Origin of the sequence: Acinetobacter bereziniae (genome assembly GCF_016576965.1) — a bacterium.
Lineage (GTDB): Bacteria > Pseudomonadota > Gammaproteobacteria > Pseudomonadales > Moraxellaceae > Acinetobacter > Acinetobacter bereziniae.
In genome coordinates, this window is sequence record NZ_CP066119.1 from 1,006,266 (window position 1) to 1,031,478 (window position 25,213).

Consider the following 25,213-nt stretch of genomic DNA (forward strand, 5'->3'; position numbering starts at 1 on the left):
CATTTTTAAAGATTTTGTGTTGCTTTATTGCCCATCAAAAGTCAATTTGCTGTTGGCATTCAATAACTGCGCGCCACCTTCTTCATCCAATTTGATTTGTAGACGTAAATCATTTGGTGAGTCTGCATGTTTCAACGCATCTTTGTAGGTAATCTGACCAGCTTTATAAAGGTCAAACAAGGCTTGGTCAAAAGTTTGCATACCCAATTCGCGTGAACGTTTCATCAAATCTTTGATTTCATGTACATCACCTTTACGGATGAGATCTGAAACGAGTGGTGAGTTGATCAGAATCTCAATCGCTGCACGACGCGAGTTACCATCTGGTGTTGGAATTAATTGCTGTGCGACCATAGCTTTAAGGTTAAGAGATAAGTCCATAAACAATTGGCTATGACGGTCAGATTCAAAGAAGTGAATAATGCGGTCAATGGCTTGGTTGGCATTGTTGGCATGTAGTGTCGCAAAGACCAGATGTCCAGTTTCTGCAAAGGCAATCGCATAATCCATGGTTTCACGGGAACGAATCTCACCAATCAGAATAACATCAGGTGCTTGACGCAAGGTGTTCTTCAAGGCAATTTCAAAAGAGTCAGTATCAATACCAACTTCACGTTGGGTGATGATACAGCCAGCATGTTCGTGAACAAATTCAATCGGATCTTCAATGGTGATGATATGACCTTTTGAGTTCTGATTGCGATAGCCAATAATCGATGCAAGAGATGTGGATTTACCGGTACCTGTCGCACCAACAAAGATAATGATGCCACGTTTTGTCATGGCAAGATCTTTGAGTATAGGTGGAAGTTTTAACTCTTCCATCGTTGGAATTTTAGTTTCGATACGACGCAAAACCATACCTGGCATATCACGTTGTTGAAAAGCGCTGACACGGAAACGGGCAGTTTTATCTCTGTTGGTAATGGCAAAGTTACATTCGCGCGTATCTGCAAATTCTTTGCGTTGCTTCTCACTCATGATTGAGTTGAGTAATTGCATGATGATTTCGCCGTTTAACTTGGTTTTTACCACAGGGACGATTTGACCATTAATTTTCATTGATGGTTCTACATCTGCGGTAATAAACAAGTCGGATGCTTTCTGCTCAATCATCATATTGAGCAAGTCATTAAAGTCCATCTTTTAAGCCTCAATCTTCCATCTTATTTATAGAAATGATTCTGGTTGTTTTGCGACATTTCGCGCAACTTGAGGACTAATTACACCTTTGGCAACCAGCGCTTTTAAGCTTTGATCTAGGGTGGTCATACCATAGTTTGCACCAGTCTGAATTGCTGAATACATCTGTGCAACTTTGTTTTCACGAATCAGGTTACGAATGGCAGGAATACCGATCATGATTTCATGTGCAGCAACACGTCCACCCCCATTTTTCTTTAAAAGGGTTTGAGAAATAACAGCTTGTAGTGATTCAGAAAGCATGGCACGCACCATGTCTTTTTCTTCGGCAGGGAATACATCAATCACACGGTCAATGGTCTTCGCTGCGGAAGTGGTATGCAGCGTACCAAAGACCAAGTGACCTGTTTCTGCTGCGGTAAGTGCAAGGCGGATAGTTTCAAGGTCACGCATCTCACCGACAAGGATAATGTCTGGATCTTCACGCAGTGCAGAACGTAGCGCCTCGTTAAAGCCATGTGTATCACGGTGCACTTCACGTTGGTTGATCAAGCACTTTTTAGATTGGTGTACAAATTCGATTGGATCTTCGACAGTTAAAATATGGTCATAACGATTGTCATTGATGAAGTCAATCATCGAAGCCAAAGTGGTTGATTTACCAGAACCTGTTGGACCTGTAACCAAAATTAAACCACGTGGTAAGTCACAAAGGTCTTTAAAGATTTGTCCTAAACCAAGATCCTCCATAGTCAGGACTTTGGATGGAATGGTACGGAATACCGCACCTGCACCACGGTTTTGGTTAAATGCGTTAACACGGAAACGGGCAACGCCTGGAACTTCAAAAGAGAAGTCAGTCTCTAATTGTTCTTCAAAATCTCGACGTTGTTTGTCATTCATGATGTCATAGACCAGTCTATGAACTTCTTTATGTTCCAATGCTGGTAAATTGATACGGCGGACTTCACCATCAACACGAATCATCGGTGGCATACCCGCTGAAAGGTGTAAGTCAGACGCACCATTTTTAACGGAAAACGCCAATAATTCTGTAATATCCATAATGTCCCCGAATAAAATCTCTTAGCCTAGGGTAAAGAGCGTTCATCTATGTTGCTGACGATCTCAGTGTTTTTGGTTCTTCTGCAGAAACTACGAAATGGCGTTATTCTAAATGATGAGAAACCATATTTCGCAAAGTAACGTTTTAGCAGTAAAAAAACACCTCGGTTTCTCGTTTTGTCATACATTAAGAACAAAGTAATGCTTTGTTCGTGCAATAGTTATGGCTAAAATTATTTCAAACTGCGTTATGAAATTTTAAAATAGTTTTGCTATTCTTTATATTTCACTCATGGTTTGTTTAATTTTTGCCTGCCACGTACAAGCCATTGATGAACAATCAACATACCCTGATTATTTTGTAGAATAATAAGGCTTTTCACTCAGCATAACCAACAATTTAATTGCTTGGAAGCTGAAATTTTTATGAAATGAGAACCCCGTCAATGAATGATCTAAATCAAGCTCGAAATCATGTATTAGCACAAATTCAGGATGCCTGCTTGGCTGCAAATCGAGATCTGGGACAGGTCCAGTTATTGGCGGTTTCTAAAACACATCCAAGTCCATTATTACGAGAAATGTACAGCACAGGGCAACGCTCGTTTGGGGAAAATTATTTACAAGAAGCCTTGGATAAAATTGAAGATTTAAAAGATTTGGATATTGAGTGGCATTTTATCGGTCATGTACAACGCAATAAAACCAAGCATCTTGCCGAAAAGTTTGCATGGGTGCATGGCGTAGATCGTTTTATAATTGCTGAACGTTTATCGAAACAAAGAGATGTAACTCAAGACCCTTTAAATATCTGTTTACAAGTGAATATTGATGCACAAGACAGCAAAGATGGCTGTCAGCCTGACGAAGTTGTTGAATTGGTCAAGCAAATCAGCCTGTTGCCGCATTTAAGGTTAAGAGGGCTGATGGTGATTCCTGCACCACATCACACTGAAGCATTTCAAGATGCCAAGCAGTTATTTGACCAAGTTAAAGTGTTCCATGTTCGTCCTGAAGATTGGGATACCCTGAGTATGGGAATGTCAGGAGATCTGGTAGAAGCAATTGCTGCAGGCTCAACGATGGTTCGGATTGGTACAGCATTATTTGGTGCACGAGATTATTCCACTAAAAACGAATAGCATTTTTAGCCCTATGCTTGAAGTGGAGTACTGCGTTTGTTGTGGTTTAAGTTTATTTTAATTTAGTTTTAATGCTGTAAACGTATAAGGCAAACATCATTTTAAACCTGAGAGCATTGATGACTATTTTTCATGTGCTTATTCTTGCCATTATTCAAGGCTTGGCAGAGTTGCTTCCTGTATCCAGTTCTGCCCATGTCATTTTGGCTGAAAAATTAATGGGCTTTGATCCTTCTGCACCGGATATGACTTTTCTCTTGGTCATGCTACATACAGGTACAATGTTTGCCGTCATTGTTTATTTCTGGGCATCTTGGCGTAAGACATATTTTTCATCCATCACTAATTTTAAGAAACAAGCAGGTTTTATTATTCTTGCCACAGCCATTACCGGCATACTTGGATTAACCCTACAAGCCTTGATTAAACATGTGTTTTTTGCAGGAGCAAATCACTTTGAAATAGAACAGTTATTTAGTAATTCAAAATTAATGGCTGCTGCATTAGTCTCAGCAGGGATATTGATTATTTTATCTGCGCGATTAGATCGTGGACAAACTGGTGAAATCAGCTTGAAAAGTGCGGCATGGATTGGTGCGATACAAGCTTTATGTCTACCATTTCGAGGTTTTTCACGTTCTGGTGCCACCATTTCAACAGGATTATTTTTAGGTGTTGCTCGCCAAAAAGCGGAAGAGTTTAGTTTTGCGTTGGCTGTAGTGCTCACACCTGCTGTGATTGTTAAAGAGTTTTATCGTCTTATGCATGCGGAGAATTTTCAACATATGCATTTAAGCCAACTCCTTTTTCCGAGTGTATTGGGAATGGTATTTAGCTTTATTGCAGGTCTTGCTGCTTTAAAGTGGTTATCTAGCTGGCTAGAACATGGACGTTGGCAGCTGTTCGGTTTTTATTGTATTGGCTTTGCAGGTGTAGTTTTAGCACTGAGTTAAGCGCTGCGCGAGGATTATACTCACACTAAAAAATAAGTATTCAGGACAAATATATCGAAGTATTTGTCTTGAATCGTTGAACAGGGACTTTAAAATATATTCTACAATTTTCGATGCACAGCACTTGTTAAGTTGACTATACTTAGTGAAATAAAATTTAGAAACTGGAAATAGAATATGAATAAATCCAAAATGTTATTGTGGTTGTGTCTTTGTGTTTTAATCAGCGCCTGCAGTACAACAAAGTATTCGCCATCAAACGATGCCATAAGTTTAGAGACAGAACCAGCACCTTCAGCCAAACCGGCGCCTAGACCTGCAAGTACAACATCCAAACAAAATCAAGTGCGATCAGAAGAACGTTTGGGGACAAAATGGGGTGATGATCTAAATTCTTATGTGACCCAAGTGGATTTAAAACGCTTAAGCAATCGTCCAATTGATGAAACTCAAATTCGTTATGCCAATAAGCAATTTTCGGGACGTAATATTAATAGCATTTCTCTGGCAGCTGGCAAAGTGAGTTTTTCTGTTGTAGATGATCGTGGTCGAATTTTACCACTTTACCGTGATGGACAAAATTATTACCTTTCAGCCATAGATGGGCAAAGCTATCAACTTCGCTATTCAAATACCAGCAATCAAACATTTGAAATTGTCGCGAGTGTGGATGGTTTAGATGTTTTAGATGGTAGCCGAGCTTCACGTTCAAATAGTGGTTATGTGTTACGACCATACAGTTCATTTGCAATTGAAGGATTTAGAAAGAGTAATTCTTCAGTCGCTTCATTTACTTTTAGTCGCCCTAAAGATGCATATGCTGCTAATTCTGCAAATGGATCTATTCAAAATACCGGTGTGATTGGAACAGTGGTGTATGAATTAAAAGCACCTCAATATCAGCCTGCTAAAAATTCAAAGGATGGCTATGCTCCTGCTCCTAATGCTTTTCCAGCAGATTAAGTGATTGAGTTTAGGCAAACTATAGGTTTTAACATCCTAGAATGCTCTAGGATGTTATAATGTTACACAATTGCAATAATTAAAAAATAGTACATCAAACATTGCTCAGTTATGATATGGCTGATAATAATCTAACTGAAACATCTTTCTAATTGTTCAATGTTATTGAATAAATACAAGGCATTATAATGATTGGAATGTAACTTATTACTTTAAAATAGGTTTGATAATGAAAAATATAAATATATTTCTCTGCCTTTTGCTGTGTATTTTTCTTGCTGCTTGTGCGAAAAAAACAGATGAAAGTTCATCCAACTCATCGGCTGAAACGACCAGTACCGATGCTGCTGCTGAAGCTGCCAATAACCAAGTCTCTGCTGATGAAAAACTGGGTACGAAGTGGGGTGATGAAATTGATTCCAAGGTCACAGAAGTGCAGTTAAAACGTAAATCTGAAACGTCATTGGCTGAAACAATTTTGCAATATGCTGATAAAAACTATCAAGGAAAATCAGTGAATTCTATTTCAATCGCGGCAGGAAAAATTAGTTTTTCTGTGGTCGATGATCATGGTCAGTTCATTCCCATGTATCGTGTGGGGCAAAAATATTATTTGTCAGGGCGTGAAGGGCAAAGTTATCAATTACAGTATGAAAATAATACGGGTAAGACCTTTGAAATTGTTGCCAGTGTTGATGGTATTGATGTAATTAATGGCAGTGAAGCTTCTCGGAGCAATGCAGGTTATGTATTGCATGCGCATGACACCTTGAAAATCGAAGGTTTCCGTAAGAGTGATTCTGCTGTAGCATCTTTTACGTTTAGTAAGCCTAAAGATGCTTATGCTGCTAATTCTGATCAAGGCTCTATTCAAAATACAGGTGTAATCGGTACTGTAGTGTATGAGTTAGAAGCACCAGAAGAAAAGGCGAAACCTGTAAATAAATATGCGCCGCCACCCAATGCATTTCCAGCAGATCGATAAATTATCTTTTCAACGAGCATAGGGCATTCGTGAAAACAGCCTATGCTTTTAAACACTTGAACCCATTAATAAACAAAAGAGTCAATATATAATGAAATTAGTTAAAGTTTGTGTGATCACTTTACTGGGCATGGCTTCCATACAATCATTTGCCAATCCAATCGAAGATCAATATAAATCCCTTATTGCAACTCAACCGAGTTATGAAAAATTTCAAAAGAACTTTGATACGATTTTGGGAAAAATCGAAGAAATTACTGATCGTGCAACTCAAACACAGGATCGGAAGGAACTTTATCCAATGTGTGTCGCCATTCAGAGTTCAATCGCTGTATTAAAAAATAATCAAAAATATAAAGTACAGTATGACCGAGATTACAAACAGTTTGATACCACCTTTGATGAAACCCTCGAAACAGCAACCCAAGGCTTGAGTGATAAAAAAGAAATTTGTGATCAAGCTAAAAAAGAATATTTAGCAAATCACTGAATACGTTAAGTCCAGTTCGAGGAGGGTTAATATCCTCCTTTTTTTAACTGACTACTTCTATCGTACTGGCACCTGCACCTAAAGCTCGGACTTGAATTTGTACAGGGATGCGTTCATGCATTTCCTGTATATGTGAAATTAGTACAATTTTACGCCCTTGATTTTGCAGTTGATCCAAAGCATTCATTACCATATGTAATGATGAAGCATCCAGTGTTCCAAAACCTTCATCAATAAATAAGGATTCAATTTTCATTGAACCTGAAGCCATATTGGCAATTGCTAGAGAGAGCGCTAGTGCTGTTAAGAATGACTCGCCACCCGACAGTGAAGCAACAGATCGAGTTTCACCATCCATATCATGATCAATAATGGCGAGACTTAGAGAGTTTTCGAGACGTTTAAGCGTATAGCGTTGAGACAGCATCGCCAATTGCAGATTGGCATGTTCAAGTAAAATATCCAAATTATACTGTTGCGCATAATCTCTAAATTTTTTACCTGTTGCATCCCCCATCAAACCTGAAATTTTCCCCCAACGATGTTCTTCTTGCTGGACGTTGTGAATTTGATCTGCAAACTGTTTTTGCTTCATGACATTCTGCTGATGTAATTCGAGTTTGAGTTTGAGTTGATCTCGAATTTCAATTTGCGTGTTTAGCGCTTCACTATTTCTTATCATCAATTGTTGTAATTCATTGCTCACTATTTCTGGTTGAAGCGTTAGATGTTCTGAGAGTTGTTCCTGAATGGTTTTCAGTGCTGAATGGGCTTCATTCAATGTGCGTTCAGCTTGCTGTAATTGCTTTCGAATTTGCTGTTCTTGTGGTGGTGTAATTTGCGCCAAGTTGCTTAAATCTTCTAATTGAAAATCTGGATGTTCTGTTAACCATTGTTGGATTTCAAACTGCACTTGATTGAGATGATTTAGATTTTGGGTGAGCTGAGCTTTGAGCTGTTCAAGCTGGCTCTTTTCTTGTTCAAATTGATTACGCAATTGCTCAAAGTTTTGTTTGAGTTGTTGATAATGTTGTTGGCTTTGCTGGCGTTTCAGATCATGCTGAGCTAGCCATTCATTCGGCTTCACTTCATTTAATCCCGTCATGCTGAAAATTAATTGATTTGCAGTTTCTGTATTTTGTAATCCTTTAAGTTTAATCTCCGCTAAGCTTTGAGCAGTATCAGCAATTTGCTTGGAGATATTGTCTAGGTTGAGTTGAATACTGTGTTGTTGTTGGGCGTATAAATCTAATTGCTTACTGTGCTGTTCTTGTTGATCAAGTTGTTGCGCACGTTGTTTTAAACGGATACAAACATTTTCTGCGGTGGTGACTGTCTGCTGTTGCCACATGTGTTGTTCCTGCTCAGACAAACATGAAACGATATGCTGAATTTGGTGCTGAAGGTTTTTGGCTTGTTGTAATAAATGTGATGTGTGCTGAGTACTCTGCAACAATTGTTGTTGGGTTTTTATCGTTTGAATCGATTGTTTGGACTGTTGGTCGATTTGCTCAATCTGCTGTTGAGATTGTTGGGTAAATTGACCTAACTGTAACATGATTTCAGCTTGTGTTTGAGTGAGATCAAGCTTAATTCTTGCAGAAGCAATTTGTTCAGCACAAGTCTGTTGAGTGACTGCGATTCGTTCAACCAGTCTTTTTTGCGAGGTTTTTAGTTGTTCTTGCTCTGCATTGAATTGGGTTAAATTCTGCTGACTAAGCTGCCAAATGTTAAAAGTATCTTGCTCTTGAAGCAGAGCTTGCTGTTCTTGTTGCTGTTGTAGTTCAAACAAGGCTTTGGAAACAATGGAATCATCCATTTTATAGGGATGGGTGGTACTTCCACAGACGATACATGGTTGATCATCTTTAAGTGCTGCTCTTAAATTCTCGACATTTTCTGTATGCAATAAGCGTTGTTGTTGAAGTATATCCTGTAGCTTGGTTCGAGCCTGTTTTGCGTTGTGATAATCTTGTTCAGCTTGAACTGTGGCTTTTTCTAGTTGTTGAAATTGTGTATGACCTTGATGAATTTGAGCAATAAGTTGTTGAGACTCTGACTGTAATTCAAAAAATTGCTGTAATTTTTGCTGGATGATGTCAAATTGATTGAGTTGGTAAAGTGTCGTTTCACGTTGTTGGCGGGTTTGTTCAAGCCATGTTTCTAGCTTTTCGATCGTACCTGATTGATCAATTAAAGCCTGTAATTGGGCGTTTTGCTGTCTGAGTTTATCTTCAGCTTGGCTTAAATTACCGAGTTGATTTTCGATGCTTGGATAGTGTTGAATAAATTGACTGAGTTGTTGTATATGCGCTGTCAAGCCTTTATCCAGACTTGAAAATTGTTGTGTCTCGACAAGTTTTTGACTTAAATTTAGCTGTTGTTGGCTAAGGCGTTGAATATGTTGTTCAACTTCCTGTTGCTGGCTTAATAAGGGATGTTTTGATTGTTCCAATTCATTGAGTTTGGATTGAATTTTTTTAAATTCTGTACCAATAAAATCACGTTCTTGGATACATTTACGTACTTCTTTTAAAGCATCAAAATGTGCGTTTTCAAAACTTTGTATATCATTTAAAGCCGTTTCAGCTTGAGTGAAGTTTTGCTTTTGCTGCTCAAACTGTAGCTTTAACTGATCAAACTGTTGTTGTTGCTTTTGCAATTGTGGTGTCAGTTGTTGTTCATTTTTATTCAGCTGTTGCTGTTGAAAAACACTTGAGCGAATACTCGAAAATTTTTCTAAACGAATTAAACATTCACGTTCAGGTCGTAAGTCGTGTTGTACTTTGAGTTGGGCATCTAAAAATTGCTGTTTCAGAATAATCTCTTGATCTAATTTTTGTTTACGTTCAAACCAAAGCTGTTGTTTTTCAAGCTGGATTTTTTCTGATTGTAATTTTTGATAGGTGTTTTCAATATGTTGAAATTGAGTCGACAGTTCAGCCAAATCTTCATCAGATAACAGTTCTATATGACCGAGGAGGTTTTCAAGTTCCTTACGTTTTGAAGCCACCAATTTGGTTTTTTCATATGCCAATTGACCAATTTTTCCAAAAATTGCTGAATTGGTTAAATACTCGAGTAACTCTCCACGTTCATTATCACGTGCTTTTAAAAATGCTGTGACTTCAGATTGTGCCAAAAGTACAGCACGGGTAAATTGTTCGAAACTCAATTGAGTAATTTTATAAATACTGTTGTCTACAGCTTTGGCTTTATCCGCTATCACTGTTCCATCGGTCAGACATTTTAAATAACGTTGTACACTTTGCAGTTTTCCATCTGCTTTTTCACGTGAACGTTTTAGCTCCCATCGAGCCAGATAATGTTTTTGATCTTGTGCAACAAAACAAAGCTCTGCAAAGCCATGCGCGGTACCTCGACGCAGTACAGTCAGTGGGGAGTTGGTTAAAAGTTCTGAACCATCCACATCTTGTAACTTACCATCACTGTCTTTTAAACGTGGGATTTTATTAAACAAGGCAAGACACATCGCATCTAGAATAGTAGACTTTCCAGCCCCAGTTTTCCCAACAATTGCGACTAAACCAGCTGAAGCCAATGGTTCAGATTCAAAATCAATAAAATGTTCACCAGACAACGAAGCTAGATTTTTGAGTCGTATCGATAAAATTTTCACAGCAAACTCCTATGCTTCAGGTTCATTTTCGAGTGACTTCTCAGCTTCTTGCAGCAAATTTAAAAAGTCTTTTAAAACAGCATCATCACTGGCATAACCATTTTTTTCCCAGAGCTGTTGAAAAAGCTTTTCTGGCGTAGGCGGTTCGAGATGGATTGTACTCGGTGTATCCCCATTTTTTTCTGTGCTTAAGTATTGTCTTGAAATACGAACCAAACGGTATCTATCTTTGGGTAAGGCTTCTTCAAATTGTTGGCGTAAATTGAGCGGAGGGGGAACATCCGTATGATATTCAATATCGACATATTCACGATGATCAATATTGTCAATTTCTCCACTTGGTAAAGCATGTAACTGAGCAAAAACAACGCTCAATTCTCCTTTGATTTTATGGAGCTGTATACTCCGTGGAATATAGATACTTTCAAACTCAAAGCGGGATTCATCTGTTTTGGATGGATCAATTTTTACGTCTACAATTTGATGTTTGTAGTGGATTTCGCTAAACGACAGTGGAATGGGCGAACCACTATAACGAATATGTGCTTGTGCAACTTTTTGTGGTTTGTGTAAATGTCCAAGTGCCACATAGTCAAGAATATCTTCAAACAACGTCGTTGAAAGAGCTTCTTCATTCCCTACAATAATTGGGCGCTCAGAATCGGAAGTTTCCCCACCTTGCATATGCGCATGCGACATTAAAATCAGTGCTTGATCAGCCGTTTTTCTCTTACGAGCTTCTGCAATCAACTGTTGATGTAAATAGGCAATTGCGTTTTGACTATTATGAGTCTGTTCATTAAATCCAGTAATTTCAGCAGGACGTAAAAAGGGCAAACTTAGACACCAAGCAATAATATGACGTTGCGGATCATAGATAGGAATCAGTAAACGATCTAAGTCAATTTGACCTTCACTATTTTTATGAATCACCCCAACAGATTTGGCATGATATTTCTCAAGTAACGGTTCTACTTGTTCGATACGGTAACCTGAGTCATGATTTCCTGCAATCATCAGTGTTTGCATATGTGGTGCAATCTCATGTGCATCTGCAAGAAATTGATATAATTGTTTTTGAGCCGATGAAGCAGGGTTAATCACATCAAAAATATCACCTGCGATCAGTAAAGCATTCGGCTGTTTCTCTTGAATTTGCAGCAATAACCACGCTAAAAACTGTTCATGTTCATACTGGCGCGAGTGGTTATAAAAGAATTGTCCCAGATGCCAGTCTGAAGTATGAAGGAAGCGTACAGTCATGTGCGTGTGTGATCTTAATGCGTTGTAAAATAAGGTAGCATAAATTCACGGATGAATCAGATAAGAAGTTCTTTTGTGGTGATTGAATAGACTACTTTTTTGATTGCTTCGGTTTAAAGTGAGTGATTGAGTAAAAGGTCAGGATGGCTGACTAAGCAGAAAAAAAGCCAAACTGTATTTCACTCAATCACTCGTCTGGTTAAGCTGTTAAAAACCAACACTCTAGAATATCAATTCTCTAAACTCATCATTTAAATCAATCTGAGTTTGGTGTAGTTATTTGTTTCATTTCTTAAAATCATTGTGCATTTGGATCAACTTGAACCAAACCAAAGGTATTATGGTCTGCATCTAAAAAGTAGCCTTGCCAACATTTGTTAGGGATGGCAAATTTTTCCATGGCGATGCGCCCACCTAAGGCTAAAATTTTTTCAGCCGTTTGATCAAAATCTTCAACTTCAAAAGAGCAGGTAAAGGCATTGGTTCCACAATGTGTCGGTGGTGTTTGCGCTGGTCTTTCTAATAAACCTCCATGTAATGTTACTGTCTCAATTTGAAAATATTGGATCGGTAAACCTTCGACTTTGTTAAACTTCCAACCAAAGACCTCATGATAAAACTTCATTTCACGTTCCGGGTTTGAAGACTGAATTTCAAAATAGCATAGGGTGTTCATTATTATTGTCCATCGATATTTAATTGTATAATTAACATAAGATAATTTAGGCAGTGACGATGTATAAATATTGAAAATGGAATCAGGAATAAATACAAGAGTACGTTATGAATAATGAAAAGCTCAAGATATTACGAGCAAAAATAAATGTTTCATTGACAGAAGCATTGTCATTATTAAAACAAAATAATGACGATATTGAACAATCGCTTACTCAGTTTCATCAAAATAATCTCAATAAAATTTGTTTAGCGACAGGATGCGACCAAACGCTTGCTCATACATATTATATAAATCCTGTTTATCAGCAGAATATTGAAAAAATTATTGAAAAGATTGATCAATTTAATCAACGTCCAATCAAGTTGACGATAGCGGAAAATCCCAAATATGTTGATAAAGTCGGCTTTTTGATTTGGGCAGAAGATGAAAACTTAGAGCGAGTACAAGATAAAAACAATAGAACTTATTTTATTCCACAGGATGATTTTGCTTATGTGATTGAAATATTTAGGTCTTTATTTCCGTTGTCTAGCCCGCTGACAAATGAATTCGAGGATAGTTTTGATCCTTGTTCCGATAATTATTTTGATTACAATGCAGTAGAGAAAATTGTTTCAGACCTTAGGGATTTGTCTTTTGAAGATATAAAAATAATGAATTTTTTAGAGCATCTGGCATGCTGCTTAGAAGAAAAAATACAGATTGGAACCTATGTGATTGTTTTTGGTAACTAATAAATCAAACTTAAATTACGCATTTCATTTAAAGCGTGATTCCTCATATTTTTTGAATTTGGTTAAAATTTGATGACCAATATAGTTTTTAAAATCAGGATAGCTTGACCGATAGTACTCATTCCAATAACTGACGATTCTGCTTTGTGTAGTTTGAAAATACTGACAATTTTCTAAGATAAAATCACTCCATTTGTTTTGATTATTTTCATTGAGATGTGGCTCAATGATTTTCAAAATTTCAGCCACATATTCTCCTAGCAATTGAAAGATAAATGGCGTCATAAAATATTCAAGATTTTGCTGAAGTAGTTTTTCAAGCGCTTTTTGCCGAACAAAACCATCATGATGGCGCGTGAAAATACACCATAGAATTTGACGTTGTATCAATGGAAAGTTTTGAAACTCAACAGATTGTACAGCGTTGATATAGATTCTGGCAGGTATCTTGATCAAAGCTTGATGAATGATCACTTCACATTGAGTATTGTCATGAAGTTGGATTTTCTGATTTTCAAGATATTGAGCCACCAATATAACATCATCGAATAGTTCTTGAGGAAAAGCTTGAACTAATCTTATCTCAGTCATGACGGATTTAAGTCACGTGGATATTCCAAAATTCTTGGAAAATGGAAATCATAGCTCTCGAAAGCATATTTATACAGTTGCGCAGGACGTTTACCTGCAATTTTCGATTGATTTGTTTCTTCAACTGCACCTGCTTCGATCATACGACGTCTAAACGACTTCTTCTCTAAGCTTTGACCCAAAATAATTTCATAAATCTGCTGTAATTCAGTTAACGTAAATAGTTTTGGCATCAAACTGACTGGTAAAGCGGTATAGCGCGCTTTACGGCTTAAACGATCAATCGCCATTTCCAAAAGCTGTAAATGATCAAATGCCAAATCTCGATTTTTTGCTTCCGAGATTGAAACCCATTCACTATGTTCAGTTTGTTCGGTAGCGACTTGCTGAAATTCTTTGAAATCAATGAGCGCAAAATACAAGGCGGTGACTGCCCAACCCCGAGGATCACGCGTTGCATTGCCCACCGTTGCCACTTGTTCCAAATGGGGAGACTGAAGCCCCGTTTTTTCAACCAATTTACGATGCGCAGAAGCCATTAAATCTGCATCTTGGGTTAAATCAACAAAACCACCTGGCAGTGCCCATTTATCTTTTTGTGGAAAATTGGAGCGCTTAATCAATAAAACTTGTAGCTGCCCAGCATCCACAGAAAAAATAGCCATATCGACTGTGAAAAGGGGAGCATCAAAGTCTTTTTTATTATAACTCGACAGAAATTCCTGTTCAGCGTTTAAAGTCACAATAAGGCTCGCTTAATTTATTAATGTCATGGATTATCTTTGATTATTACAGGGGGATCGAGATTCTCCAAGTAGAAAATTTTTTGAATAAGATGATAGCGTTCATTTTAGGATAAATATGTAGAAGCCCCACAGAAAATAGAACTTCTATACCAAATTCGCTTATATATGCTGTAAACGCTCACGAATTTCATTCAATGAGCATTCTTGAATCAATTGACCATTCTCAAACACCGTATCTAACTCACCTTGTTGTTCTTGCTCTGCGGATTGTTGATCGAACAATACAAAGCCCGTTTCAGATTTTTCTACACGAAGTAGCCCTTTAGCCGACTTTTTAGTTCCAGAATCAGTCGCAGGATCTTTAAACAATTCACGTGGAACACCATTCACTTGTCCCCATGTTGCTTTCACTGCAAAGCCAAAAGTATCACGGGTTAAATAGTTATAGGTATAACTCCCAATTCCAAACACAAGATTATTTGAAGCAAAACCTTTGGCTTCTAATCCTTGCAGAATTTTTAAAGCGCGTTCCAATGTGATCGAATCACCATAAATCAAGCCAACACGTTCATTGAGCACTTTATAACCTCGGTCTGTTTTAGTCCCCCCGAAGATTTCCCATAAACATTCCACAGCACCTTTATAGGCAGGGCTGCCAACTTGTGCTTCAGGATCACCACATATGATTTTTACAGGATCTCCAGAGTCAGGTCGGAAAACCAGTTTGGCAAGACCCAGAGCATTAGGCTGGCGAGCAAGAATTTCATCTTTTAACTCAACAGTGAATTCTGTAATGACTCGCCAAAAGTCCCAAGTATCTGACACAATACTGACTACGCCAGATGGATAAAGTTCAGTGATCAAACGTTTGAATGTTTCAATTTCATTATCTTCACTGCCCATACACATTACACTGTGTTCAGTAGCAGGAACTGAAACTCCCACAATACCGTCTGCATTGTAATATTCTTCGGCATAATCAATCGCTGAGACGGCATCTGTACCGATAAAACTGGTTAAGTGACCAACACCATTTTGTGTTGCATCATAGATTCCACTCATTCCACGACTGCTAAAATCATGTCCTTGAACTGGAACAAAATCTAAAGGTGCGCCAGTTTTGATCGCATACGCTGTAAGTAAACGTTTGTATTCAAATGCAATAGTTGCAGTAGTACAGCTTTTCCATAATTCTGCACTGAGTACAGTTTCCAAATAATTGGTTAACCAAAAGAACTCAGGTAAGGTATTTACAATAGTCAGTACAGGCACTTTCATGTTGACTCGGCTACCTTCTGCTAAGGCTTTGATCCGAATTGGTAAATAGCCTAAGTCATATAAGGCTTCAATGTGATCGACTGGAATCGCCCCTTCACCTAAGGCATTGTCCATTCGACGTTTATAAGCAGCGATCACTTTGTTTTTATCTTGTTGGAAAAAGCCTTCATTCCATGTTTCGATTAAAAAATGTTTGATAAAACCTTGTAAACCAAAGAACACGATTTTATCGTCAAAATCAGGTAGCATTTGAGCTAAACGCGAAGAACGTGGCGTAAAATTGGCATAAACATATTCTGTACCAGCAGGGTATTGACGTCTGTGATCTGCTTTATAAAAATCGATGGCATTTAGTGGATTAATTTTTAAGCTCATTGTTGTTCTCCTAGATAATTAAAATTAGGCAGTTAAAATTTGATAATTACAATGTATTGAAACGGCTGAATTTAATAACGTTGAGTTTTGGATTTTCGATTTGAGGGAAACTGTCTGTAGTAAAAATCTGATCGACTAAACCATCGAATACTTGTAAGCCCTTACTAAAAATGCCGTGTGTAACGTATAAAATCACATGCTCACAATTTAATTTTTTTAACTCTTGTGCAATGCCGATAAACGTTGCACCGCCGTCACAGATATCGTCAGTAATGACTGCGGTTTTACCTGATAAATTTTTTGCATTGACCTGAGCATTTTGGATTTTTCCAGTGACAGGGTCGCGTCGTTTCTCACAAAAGACCACATCAATTTCACGATCACGAAATGTATTTACAGCATTGGCAATTGTCTTTGTACGCTGTTTTGCACCTGCATCTGGGCAGACTAAAACAGTTTTCTTTGCTGTTAAAAGCTTCGCTAACATTTCATTTTTTAAAATTATTTCACTAGGCTGGACATTTTCAATGTCAAAAAAGTGTGTATTTTCATGCAAAAGTTTTTCTGTCACATCACTATGAGCATCCCAGACTTTGATGGATTTACGTTGCTGCGGAAACTTTTCATTGTTGATATTTAACAGCTTTGTCATAACTTCTAATGAAAAAGCTTGTCCAGTTGCACAAATGCGATCTTGACGTGCATAAGGGAAATAAGGGATTTCTAAATCAATTTCTAAACCTTGATTGAGCAATACATTTTCGAGCAATAAGTAATCTATGAGCTCTTGGCTATTGGTAATTTTTGCTTGAATTTGCATTGTACCTTTCAAGGTATTCAAAATTTCTGCCGAAATTTGGATATGTCTTTCACCACCCGCAAATTGGATCGTTTGTACAGAAATCAGGTTCTGTTTTGAATCTTGAATTTGAATAGACATGAATTGACTCTCATAAAGTGGCTTATTGCCAATACATATATAGTGTCATAAAGACACTTTAATTAACAAGATTCACTTACAAAAGATTACAAAGCAAATTAAAAATGGATCGTGATAATTTATATTGGATTAAAGTTCTGTTATTTATAGTTTTTTATCCTTTACGAAGTTTGCTAATAAATAGCGTTGTTCACACAACAACTGAATGAAGGCTTACTAGGCTAAAAGCACTATATTTTCTAAGTACAGAGAAGTGTTAGTGGAATGAGCAATGAGATTAAGGCAAAGTGAAAACAATAAATTTTGATTGAAATGATTTTTATGATCAGCGAAACATTTAAGGCTGTAAAAAGTAGCAAAGATATTAGGGGCTGTGGACAATTCGTCTATGTTTGCGACTAGGTGTGTTTTGTAGGCGATACTAGGCGCGAAATACGAAATTTAGTCATTCTAAATGATGAGAAACACTGTTTCGCAAGGGAACGACGAAGCGACACAAAACACGCTAGTCCCCGCTACGCCTTGCGCTGCAAACAAAGCAGTGCTTTGTTCTTGCTCAGGGTTGTGGTTAAAATTATCTCAGGCTACATTATGAAATTTAAAAATAGTCTCGCTATTCTCTTCATTTCCTTGCGGAGTATACTCCTCATGCCTGCTCAATTTTAACCCACAACGCAAGCCATTTATGAAATGTCCGCAGACCCTAAGAGTGTTTGAAAGAATTTGTTATCGTTGAGCCCTCATTTAACGACACATTTCAAATAATCAAGCAAGACCTGTAATTATTGAATCCACAATTTGAACGTCATTGTCACTATTAATTTTCCCTATAAAGCTTGGTTTTCCATCAATTAGACTATATACGATAGTCGTATATTGAGCGACTGACGTTTGTCAAGATTTCGCTAACCCCCCGATTATATAATAATTATAGAAATGTTAATCTGAAAAAAGAATTGAAATCAAAGTCTTATTCGGTAAAACTGATTTTAATTAAGGGGTTGAGTTAGGCTAGATTACAACAGTGTAAGAATTATACACAAATTGTTACTTTTGGGTTTTAACTTAGTTTCAACGCTTTCATAATTTAATAGCAAGCATATATGTGCAATGTTTTTTTAATGTGGTGTTTGAGAGACTACTGAAGAAAACAAGAAAAATTGATTTTTTAGCAAAGTTCTGGGGTTAAAAGGTCAAATTGTACGGATGCACATCATAAATAAGGCTAGGAGTATTTCATGAGTCTATTCACAAACCGCAAGTCATTTATTATCAAAAGCTTAGCATTAACAGTCACTGCTTTGATGGTAAATACAGCTCAAGCTGCTACTGACAGCCAAGAGATTCAACAATTACGCAATGAAGTTCAAGAATTAAAAGCATTGCTTCAACAACAGCAACAGCAAGTTCGTCTGGTCGAGTCTAAAGTTGAATCTGCACCTGCATCAGCTTCTTCAGGTTTGAAATCAAAATCTGGCGCTGACATTAACATTTACGGTTTTGTACGTGGTGATGCGAACTATATCATCGAGGGTGCAGACGATGACTTCAACAAAGTGAATGCAACGACGGGTGAAGCGAAAGATAAATTACGTGCTACTGCGAAAACCACGCGTATCGGTTTAGACTTTAACACACCTGTAGGCGATGCAAAAGTAGGTGGTAAAGTTGAAGTTGATTTTGCGGGTAATGGTGTGAATGAAAACCTTCGTATTCGTCATGCTTACTTAACTTATAACAATTGGTTATTTGGTCAAACAACATCTAACTTCTTGTCTAGCCATGCGCCAGAAATGATTGACTTTGCAACTAACTTAGGTGGTGGTACGACACGTATTCCGCAAGTTCGTTATGCATATAACCTAGCACCGACTACAAAATTATTGGTTGCTGCTGAAGAAGGCAATAGTGCTGGCATAACAGGTACTGCAATTAAATACAGTCTTCCTGTGTTAACCGGTAAAGTAACTCAATCATATGCGGGTGGTAACGGTAACGCTTCTGCACGTGTTTTGGTGGAGAATTATAAAGACAACAATATCCGTAAAGATAAAACAGGCTGGGGTATTGGTGTAGGTACAGACTTTAAAGTTGCAGATCCTTTAAAACTTTTTGCCGATGCTTCTTATGTTGTAGGTAACAGTAACTACTTATACGGTAGTAACAGTGCTTACTCTGTGGTAAATGGTGATATTGAACAGAATGAGTTCACTGCAGTTCAAGTGGGTGGTACTTATAAAATTTTACCTAACTTGCGTTCAACTTTAGCATATGGTGCATTGTTTGCTGACAACGGTACTGATTTCGCAAAAGCGAACCAATCTGCAAATGAGAAAGTTCAACAAGCATGGTTAAACGTGATTTACTCACCAGCGAAACCAATTGATTTGGGTATCGAGTATATCAACGGTAAGCGTGAAACTTTTGCAGGTCAATCATATAAAGATAACCGTGTGGGCTTAATGGCTAAATATAATTTCTAATTTAGACATTAGTGATTGAAAAGCCGAGGATTTTTCCTCGGCTTTTCTATTTTAATGGCATCAATAAAGTCTGCCTAAGAAAGATAGTTTTTTATAACAAAATTTTTTTAATGTTTAGTTAGACATTTATCAAAAAAAATGCATAATTGACGCTCTTTTTTTTTACATGTTGATGCTGTCGGATAGATAAATCACATGTTTTGGCCTGTTCTGTAGAGCGAACGACTTATCAGGACTGTATTTCTCATTGTTTGATGAAATGATCTTTTATCAATAATAGGAGTAACATCATGACCATTTTCTTTTCTAAATATTTGCAGCATTGTAATTCAGTCTATCTTTAGTTTATTTTCTCAAAATCTTTAGGTTTTCAAGATTGAAAATCTGCCTTTTATTTTATTTTTTTGTTGTGTCTATCAGGTGATTTAGTAACCGCTAATCTTAAGTGATTACAAAGTTTAGTAGGATGAAATGGCATCACTTTACAGCAAAAAATATAGCCTAAGCATGGATAATTATTATGGAATTTTCTTTTAATGCCTTTTATACCTTGATTGCTGCAGTCATTGTATTGTTATTGGGGCGCTTCCTTGTTAATAAAATTGAGTTTTTGCGTAAATACAATATTCCTGAGCCTGTCGCAGGTGGTTTGGTTGCCGCAATTCTGTCATTGTTGGTACACAATATATGGGGCTATAGCATTACCACCAGCAGTGAATTACAAACCAGTTTTATGTTGGTATTTTTTGCATCAATTGGTTTAAGTGCCAATTTTGCTAAATTAAAAGAAGGTGGTTTGGGCTTAGTCATTTTTCTTGTCTGTGTTGCTTCATTTATCGTGGTTCAAGACTTTGTCGGAATGGGCTTAGCCACTGCACTCGGCTTAGACCCGCTTGTTGGTTTGATTGCAGGATCAATTACCCTTACCGGTGGTCATGGTACTGCGGGTGCTTGGGGTGAAATCCTTGAAACTCAGCATGGCATACAAGGTGCATTGGCATTGGGTATGGCAAGTGCGACATTTGGTTTGATTATTGGCGGTATTATCGGTGGTCCGTTGGCAAAATTGCTGATCAACCGCTACCAATTGTCTAGTCCAAAGACACAAAAAGAAGTGGATGAAACCAATCAGCAAGCAGTGACTGAACTGGGTGAATATGTTCCATTCGAGTATCCGCATCAAGTTCGTTTGATCACAGCAGATAATGCAATTACGACTTTAGGTCTTTTTGCTGCATGTTTGGCTTTTGCTGAGTTTATGACAGGATATAGTAAAGGGCAGTGGTTTGAATTACCAACATTTGTATGGGCACTTGCTGGAGGGGTTATCCTTCGTAATGTACTAGAAGGTGTTCTACGCATTAAAATGTTCGATCGCGCGATTGATGTTTTTGGAAATGCCGCATTATCGCTTTATTTGGCAATGGCTTTATTATCATTAAAGCTTTGGCAATTGGCTGATTTAGCTGGTCCTTTAGTCGTTATTCTCTCTGCTCAGACATTAACAATGGCTTTGTATGCAGCATTTGTGACATTCCGAGTCATGGGGAAAAACTACGATGCAGCCGTATTAGCAGCAGGTCATTGTGGTTTTGGTATGGGCGCAACACCAACAGCGGTTGCCAATATGCAAGCAATTACCAATATGTACGGTCCTTCACATAAAGCATTCTTAATCGTTCCTTTATGTGGTGCTTTTTTTGTCGATTTAATTAATGCGACAGTGATTCAATTGATTCTTAAATTTATTGCTTAATCTGATTGTCTTGTAATGTTGTATTGAGCCAGTGAAACACTGGCTTTTTTATGCCATCGTATTCCACATATAACGCAGTAATAAAATAATAGGCACACTGATAAAGATCGAAATGTTCAGTTTTAAACTACATAACATCAGCACAGTACTGAATATGTCTTGTAGATGATTCAAGTTCTTTTCTGCCATTGGCACAATGATCGAGAGGAGAAATCCAACCACAGCGGCATTGATTAAAGTGACTGAATTTTGAATATAAACATTGCTGATGAGTTTTGACCAATAGGGCAATGCTGTAAAAATGAAGAAGAAGGAGGGTAGAAAAATTAACAAGGTTGCTATCAATGCATTGAAGAGTGGAAATGGGCTGAGTGGTAAAAATGAACCCATATAACTGGCAAAAGTAAATAGTGGACCTGGCATAAACTGAGCCAAGGTATAGCCAAATTCAAAATTTTGCTGACTAATCATTCCTGTATGCACAAAATCTTGATACAACATTGGAAGTACAACATGCCCTCCACCAAAAACTAAAGCACCCGTTTTATAAAGGTTAAAAGCAGTCATTGCTCCTGTAGATGTAAAGAAAAGGGCGCCTAACCACAGTCCGAAAAAAATTAAAATAAATATGACCAGCCAGCTTATACTGTGATGATGTAAAGCGAATACAGATCGGAAGAAGATATGTTCAGTCTCGTGTTTAACAACGGATTTTGAAGGCTGAATAGAGATTACTTTATGAATAAAGATGCCCAATACTGCACTGATAAAAATGATTGCAAATTGAATCCAAGCATTTGAAAAGATAAGAAGTAATATGGCGCTCAGGGACATCAACAGAAATTGTAATTTAGTTCTACAATAACTTTTGAACATTTGCCAAAACGCAAAAATAATGATGGCAAGAATGATCGACTGTATTGCAGAAAATAAGGCTGCTGAAATCTTATAATGCTGTTGAACAAAATATGCCAAAAAAAACATAAGCAGTGTTGAAGGCAAGGTAAATCCTAGCCAAGCGACAATTGCACCTAAGTGGCGTTGGTGTAAGTATCCTATTGCCATGCCCATTTGACTGCTGCTCGGACCAGGTAATAATTGGGTGAGTGCGAGTAATTGGGCATATTGTTGCTCATTCAGCCAATGTTTCTTTTCAACAAAATGATGCTTAAAAAAGATCAAATGTGCTGCAGGACCACCAAAACTTGTACAGCCTAATTTTAAGAAAATCCAAAAGATCTCAATTAGTTTTGACATTTTTTAATAGGTTTATTTTAAGCTCAAAGATTTTTATAATATAGCCAGAAATGATGACAGTTTAAATAAATACAACAGCAATATCATAAAAAGTATGCTTAGATACATGCACCTTTGGATTATGCCCTGATCTGAGAATATATGTCATTGTTAAATAAAGTTTTAATTTCTTTGTTTTGTAGTCTTTCTTTAGCTGCATGTACGCACTCACCTATAAGAAATTCTCAGGCTACAGGGGCGTCACTTCATCCAGTTTCTGAAGCATCTTCTAGATTGGACAAAAGCTTTTATCAATACCAACAGTCCTCAAAGAAAAAACCTGTGATTGCACTCGTTTTAGGGAGTGGTGGCGCTCGTGGCTATGCACATATTGGCGTGATTGAGGTATTGGAACAGCACGGTATTAAACCTGACTTTATTGTGGGAACCAGTGCGGGCAGTATTGTCGGTTCAATTTATGCCAGTGGCAAATCAGCTGAACAATTACGTCAAATCGCTTTAGATATGAAAGTGGGGGATGTGCGTGACTTTAAGATCGGCATGAAAGGCTTTTTTGATGGGCAAAAAGTTGAAGATTATGTCAACAAACAAATCAATCAAATGCCTTTAGAAAAAATGAAAATCCCAATGTATGTGGTCGCAACAGAACTACAACATGGCGAAAAGACCATTTTTAATTATGGCAACACAGGGCAAGCGGTGAGAGCTTCTGTTTCGATTCCAAGTATGTTTATTCCGACCATGATACACGGCAAAGAGTATGTGGATGGTGGTTTAGTCAGTCCTGTACCTGTCAATATTGCTAAAGAATTAGGTGCGGATGTGGTCATTGCTGTTGATATTTTGGCACAGCCTGCCAATACAGAAACAACCAATGTTTGGGGTTTGTTTAATCAAAATATTAATATTATGCAAAACAAATTGGCTGCTGAAGAGTTAAAAAATGCAGATATTGTGATTCAGCCTGATTTAAGAGAAAAAGCGCATATCTTTGATGTGAAAGGTCGTCAAGATACCATGCAAGCGGGTATTGATGCTGCCAATCAACGTATTCATGATTTAGAGGTTGTTATTGCCAGTAAGAAAAGTCCTGAAAATATTTCGCAGCACTATCAAGTACAGAATTAAAGTTTAATTTATACTTTTTCGTCATACTTACATTGTGTAGAGATACAATTAGATCGGATAGCGCCGTATTATTGTGTTTTGAATGGAGCAATCGAATGCTCAGTTGCATGAGGTCACATCAGGTTTTCATTTAATTGCCCAATTCACCTAAGTAAATTCAAAATTTTTTGTCAGTTTGGCAATACTGTTTGAAACGGCTATTGCTTACAAGATGTCATCAATCTCAAAAATAGTTGATAAACCAATAAGCTATAGTCCAAATAAATGAAGATGTTTTTAGTCATAAGTTGAGAGAATGGTCAATTGCCGAATTAAGCATGTTTTTTGGTAGAAAAGATATATAATAATAGCCACAAATCTCCTGCCTAAAATAGAGTCTAGAATACGATGTCTCCATTAGATCAATTGATCCCAGCTACAGATGACCAGTCAGAATTAACCATGTCCGTTTTGATGACCCCAGATATGGCAAACTTTTCAGGTAATGTACATGGTGGAACCATCCTCAAGTTGCTTGACCAAGTCGCTTATGCCTGTGCAAGCCGTTATTCTGGTAGTTATGTTGTTACGCTTTCTGTAGATAAAGTTAATTTTAAAGAACCGATCCATGTTGGTGAGATGGTCACCTTTCTAGCAAGTGTCAACCATGTTGGTCGTACTTCAATGGAAATTGGTATCCGAGTGGAAGCTCAAAATATTCAGAAAAGAACGGTTCGTCATACCAACAGTTGTTATTTCACCATGGTTGCGGTTGATGAAAATGGTAAACCAAAACAAATTCCTGCATTGAATTTGGATAATGATTGGAAACGTTGTCGTTTTGAAGCTGCTGAGCATCGTAAAGTTGCACGTTTGCAAGAAAACCATCATCCTTCTTGCAGTATTTATAAAAAGTCATCGCACAATTAATTGCTTACAACAAAAAACCTCTGATTACAGAGGTTTATTTTTGATTATCAATGTATTTAAAACAGCATCAGTACAAGATTTGCTGATCATATCAATCTGTTGATTAATTCACTTTGTTGAGTACATGACCATCTACAGTCATTGTCCAAGATCCTTCAGCGGTTTGTTGAGGTGCTTGTGAAACTTTAAATTCTGTTGAGAGAGGTCCAACGCCAGCACTAAAGTTATTGCCTTCAAATTTAGAAATTGGAGCAGATACAGATGAGCTTGAATTCGGTTGTTTATTGCTATATTCAACGCGCCCTTCAGGAGTAATCATCAAATTGACACGACCATCCTCACTTTGCCAAGTACCCGAATAATTTTGCTTGTCTACAGGCAATGGTTTTCCACATGCTGTCAGTAATATGCTTAATAAGCCAAGACCTATAAATTTTTTTAACATAGAGTTTTCCTCTTTGATCTTTATTTCACAGATTTTATTTATAAATTTCCCAAATTGAATCGTGTCATTTGAGACCGAAGTATTATAGCCGAATTATCAGTGGATACTCGCCACAATAACAAACTGTAGCATTGAGCAATATTGAGACTAAAATATAACCGTGAGCGTCTCAACGAGTATAATTTTTTTTGTTGTGTTGATGAGTGACACCCTTACAGCGCTTTTTTAAAATCAGAAATGTGGGCGGT

21 protein-coding genes are annotated in these 25,213 nt (G+C 37.5%); 10 read left to right on the plus strand and 11 right to left on the minus strand.

Annotation, left to right across the window (positions count from 1 at the left end):
• Positions 1-24: 24 nt before the first annotated feature.
• Both I9192_RS04610 and I9192_RS04615 read right to left on the minus strand, forming a co-directional pair.
• Positions 25-1,143, minus strand: coding sequence for a PilT/PilU family type 4a pilus ATPase (locus tag I9192_RS04610; RefSeq protein ID WP_004828052.1), 1,119 nt, complete (start codon positions 1,141-1,143; stop codon positions 25-27).
• A gap of 27 nt (positions 1,144-1,170) precedes the next feature.
• Positions 1,171-2,208: a type IV pilus twitching motility protein PilT gene (locus I9192_RS04615; protein WP_005030845.1), complete on the minus strand. Its 1,038-nt coding sequence runs from the start codon at positions 2,206-2,208 to the stop codon at positions 1,171-1,173.
• Between the two features lie 446 nt (positions 2,209-2,654).
• Between I9192_RS04615 and I9192_RS04620 the strand changes: the two genes are divergently transcribed.
• The 5 genes from I9192_RS04620 to I9192_RS04640 all read left to right on the plus strand — a co-directional run bounded on the left by I9192_RS04620 (position 2,655) and on the right by I9192_RS04640 (position 6,741).
• Positions 2,655-3,350 carry a YggS family pyridoxal phosphate-dependent enzyme gene (locus I9192_RS04620; RefSeq protein ID WP_005030844.1) on the plus strand — a complete coding sequence of 232 codons (696 nt, stop codon included), beginning with the start codon at positions 2,655-2,657 and terminating at the stop codon, positions 3,348-3,350.
• A gap of 119 nt (positions 3,351-3,469) precedes the next feature.
• Positions 3,470-4,303, plus strand: a complete 834-nt coding sequence (locus I9192_RS04625) for an undecaprenyl-diphosphate phosphatase (protein WP_005030843.1) — start codon at positions 3,470-3,472, stop codon at positions 4,301-4,303.
• Between the two features lie 177 nt (positions 4,304-4,480).
• Complete coding sequence (locus tag I9192_RS04630) at positions 4,481-5,266, plus strand: hypothetical protein (protein WP_005030842.1); 786 nt, start codon at positions 4,481-4,483, stop codon at positions 5,264-5,266.
• 229 nt (positions 5,267-5,495) lie between these two features.
• Positions 5,496-6,251 carry a hypothetical protein gene (locus I9192_RS04635; protein ID WP_005030841.1) on the plus strand — a complete coding sequence of 252 codons (756 nt, stop codon included), beginning with the start codon at positions 5,496-5,498 and terminating at the stop codon, positions 6,249-6,251.
• A 91-nt stretch (positions 6,252-6,342) separates the two neighbouring features.
• Positions 6,343-6,741: a hypothetical protein gene (locus tag I9192_RS04640; RefSeq protein WP_005030840.1), complete on the plus strand. Its 399-nt coding sequence runs from the start codon at positions 6,343-6,345 to the stop codon at positions 6,739-6,741.
• 43 nt (positions 6,742-6,784) lie between these two features.
• Here I9192_RS04640 and I9192_RS04645 read toward each other — a convergent pair whose 3' ends face one another.
• The 3 genes from I9192_RS04645 to I9192_RS04655 all read right to left on the minus strand — a co-directional run bounded on the left by I9192_RS04645 (position 6,785) and on the right by I9192_RS04655 (position 12,320).
• The gene (locus tag I9192_RS04645; protein WP_200150147.1) at positions 6,785-10,381 is read right to left on the minus strand and encodes an AAA family ATPase; all 3,597 of its coding nucleotides are present in this window, start codon (positions 10,379-10,381) and stop codon (positions 6,785-6,787) included.
• A gap of 9 nt (positions 10,382-10,390) precedes the next feature.
• Positions 10,391-11,644 (minus strand): exonuclease SbcCD subunit D, encoded by a 1,254-nt coding sequence (locus I9192_RS04650; RefSeq protein WP_200150148.1) that lies wholly within the window; start codon positions 11,642-11,644, stop codon positions 10,391-10,393.
• A gap of 298 nt (positions 11,645-11,942) precedes the next feature.
• Positions 11,943-12,320 carry a VOC family protein gene (locus I9192_RS04655; protein ID WP_058971195.1) on the minus strand — a complete coding sequence of 126 codons (378 nt, stop codon included), beginning with the start codon at positions 12,318-12,320 and terminating at the stop codon, positions 11,943-11,945.
• A gap of 107 nt (positions 12,321-12,427) precedes the next feature.
• Here I9192_RS04655 and I9192_RS04660 point away from each other — a divergent pair, with 107 nt between their 5' ends.
• Positions 12,428-13,057: a hypothetical protein gene (locus tag I9192_RS04660; protein ID WP_200150149.1), complete on the plus strand. Its 630-nt coding sequence runs from the start codon at positions 12,428-12,430 to the stop codon at positions 13,055-13,057.
• Positions 13,058-13,081: 24 nt separating this feature from the next.
• Here I9192_RS04660 and I9192_RS04665 read toward each other — a convergent pair whose 3' ends face one another.
• From I9192_RS04665 to prs, 4 genes are all read right to left on the minus strand, one after another.
• Positions 13,082-13,648, minus strand: coding sequence for a hypothetical protein (locus tag I9192_RS04665; RefSeq protein ID WP_005030836.1), 567 nt, complete (start codon positions 13,646-13,648; stop codon positions 13,082-13,084).
• Positions 13,645-14,391 (minus strand): ADPR responsive transcriptional repressor NtrR, encoded by a 747-nt coding sequence (gene ntrR / locus I9192_RS04670; protein WP_058971201.1) that lies wholly within the window; start codon positions 14,389-14,391, stop codon positions 13,645-13,647. The genes I9192_RS04665 and ntrR overlap by 4 nt, the downstream gene beginning before the upstream one ends.
• Positions 14,392-14,553: 162 nt before the next feature.
• The gene (locus I9192_RS04675; protein WP_058971204.1) at positions 14,554-16,047 is read right to left on the minus strand and encodes a nicotinate phosphoribosyltransferase; all 1,494 of its coding nucleotides are present in this window, start codon (positions 16,045-16,047) and stop codon (positions 14,554-14,556) included.
• 46 nt (positions 16,048-16,093) lie between these two features.
• Positions 16,094-16,987, minus strand: a complete 894-nt coding sequence (gene prs / locus I9192_RS04680) for a ribose-phosphate diphosphokinase (protein WP_058971206.1) — start codon at positions 16,985-16,987, stop codon at positions 16,094-16,096.
• Positions 16,988-18,225: 1,238 nt separating this feature from the next.
• Between prs and I9192_RS04685 the strand changes: the two genes are divergently transcribed.
• Complete coding sequence (locus I9192_RS04685) at positions 18,226-19,470, plus strand: DcaP family trimeric outer membrane transporter (protein WP_004828082.1); 1,245 nt, start codon at positions 18,226-18,228, stop codon at positions 19,468-19,470.
• Positions 19,471-19,990: 520 nt separating this feature from the next.
• Positions 19,991-21,226, plus strand: coding sequence for a sodium/glutamate symporter (gene gltS / locus I9192_RS04690; RefSeq protein WP_004828084.1), 1,236 nt, complete (start codon positions 19,991-19,993; stop codon positions 21,224-21,226).
• Between the two features lie 48 nt (positions 21,227-21,274).
• Here gltS and chrA read toward each other — a convergent pair whose 3' ends face one another.
• Positions 21,275-22,483 (minus strand): chromate efflux transporter, encoded by a 1,209-nt coding sequence (gene chrA / locus I9192_RS04695; RefSeq protein ID WP_042089379.1) that lies wholly within the window; start codon positions 22,481-22,483, stop codon positions 21,275-21,277.
• Between the two features lie 141 nt (positions 22,484-22,624).
• Between chrA and I9192_RS04700 the strand changes: the two genes are divergently transcribed.
• Both I9192_RS04700 and I9192_RS04705 read left to right on the plus strand, forming a co-directional pair.
• Positions 22,625-23,611: a patatin-like phospholipase family protein gene (locus I9192_RS04700; protein ID WP_042089377.1), complete on the plus strand. Its 987-nt coding sequence runs from the start codon at positions 22,625-22,627 to the stop codon at positions 23,609-23,611.
• Between the two features lie 387 nt (positions 23,612-23,998).
• Positions 23,999-24,520: an acyl-CoA thioesterase gene (locus I9192_RS04705; RefSeq protein ID WP_004828090.1), complete on the plus strand. Its 522-nt coding sequence runs from the start codon at positions 23,999-24,001 to the stop codon at positions 24,518-24,520.
• Positions 24,521-24,623: 103 nt separating this feature from the next.
• On the opposite strand, the gene I9192_RS04710 is transcribed toward I9192_RS04705, so the two are convergent.
• Complete coding sequence (locus I9192_RS04710; protein ID WP_004828092.1) at positions 24,624-24,965, minus strand: hypothetical protein; 342 nt, start codon at positions 24,963-24,965, stop codon at positions 24,624-24,626.
• Positions 24,966-25,213 lie beyond the last annotated feature (248 nt).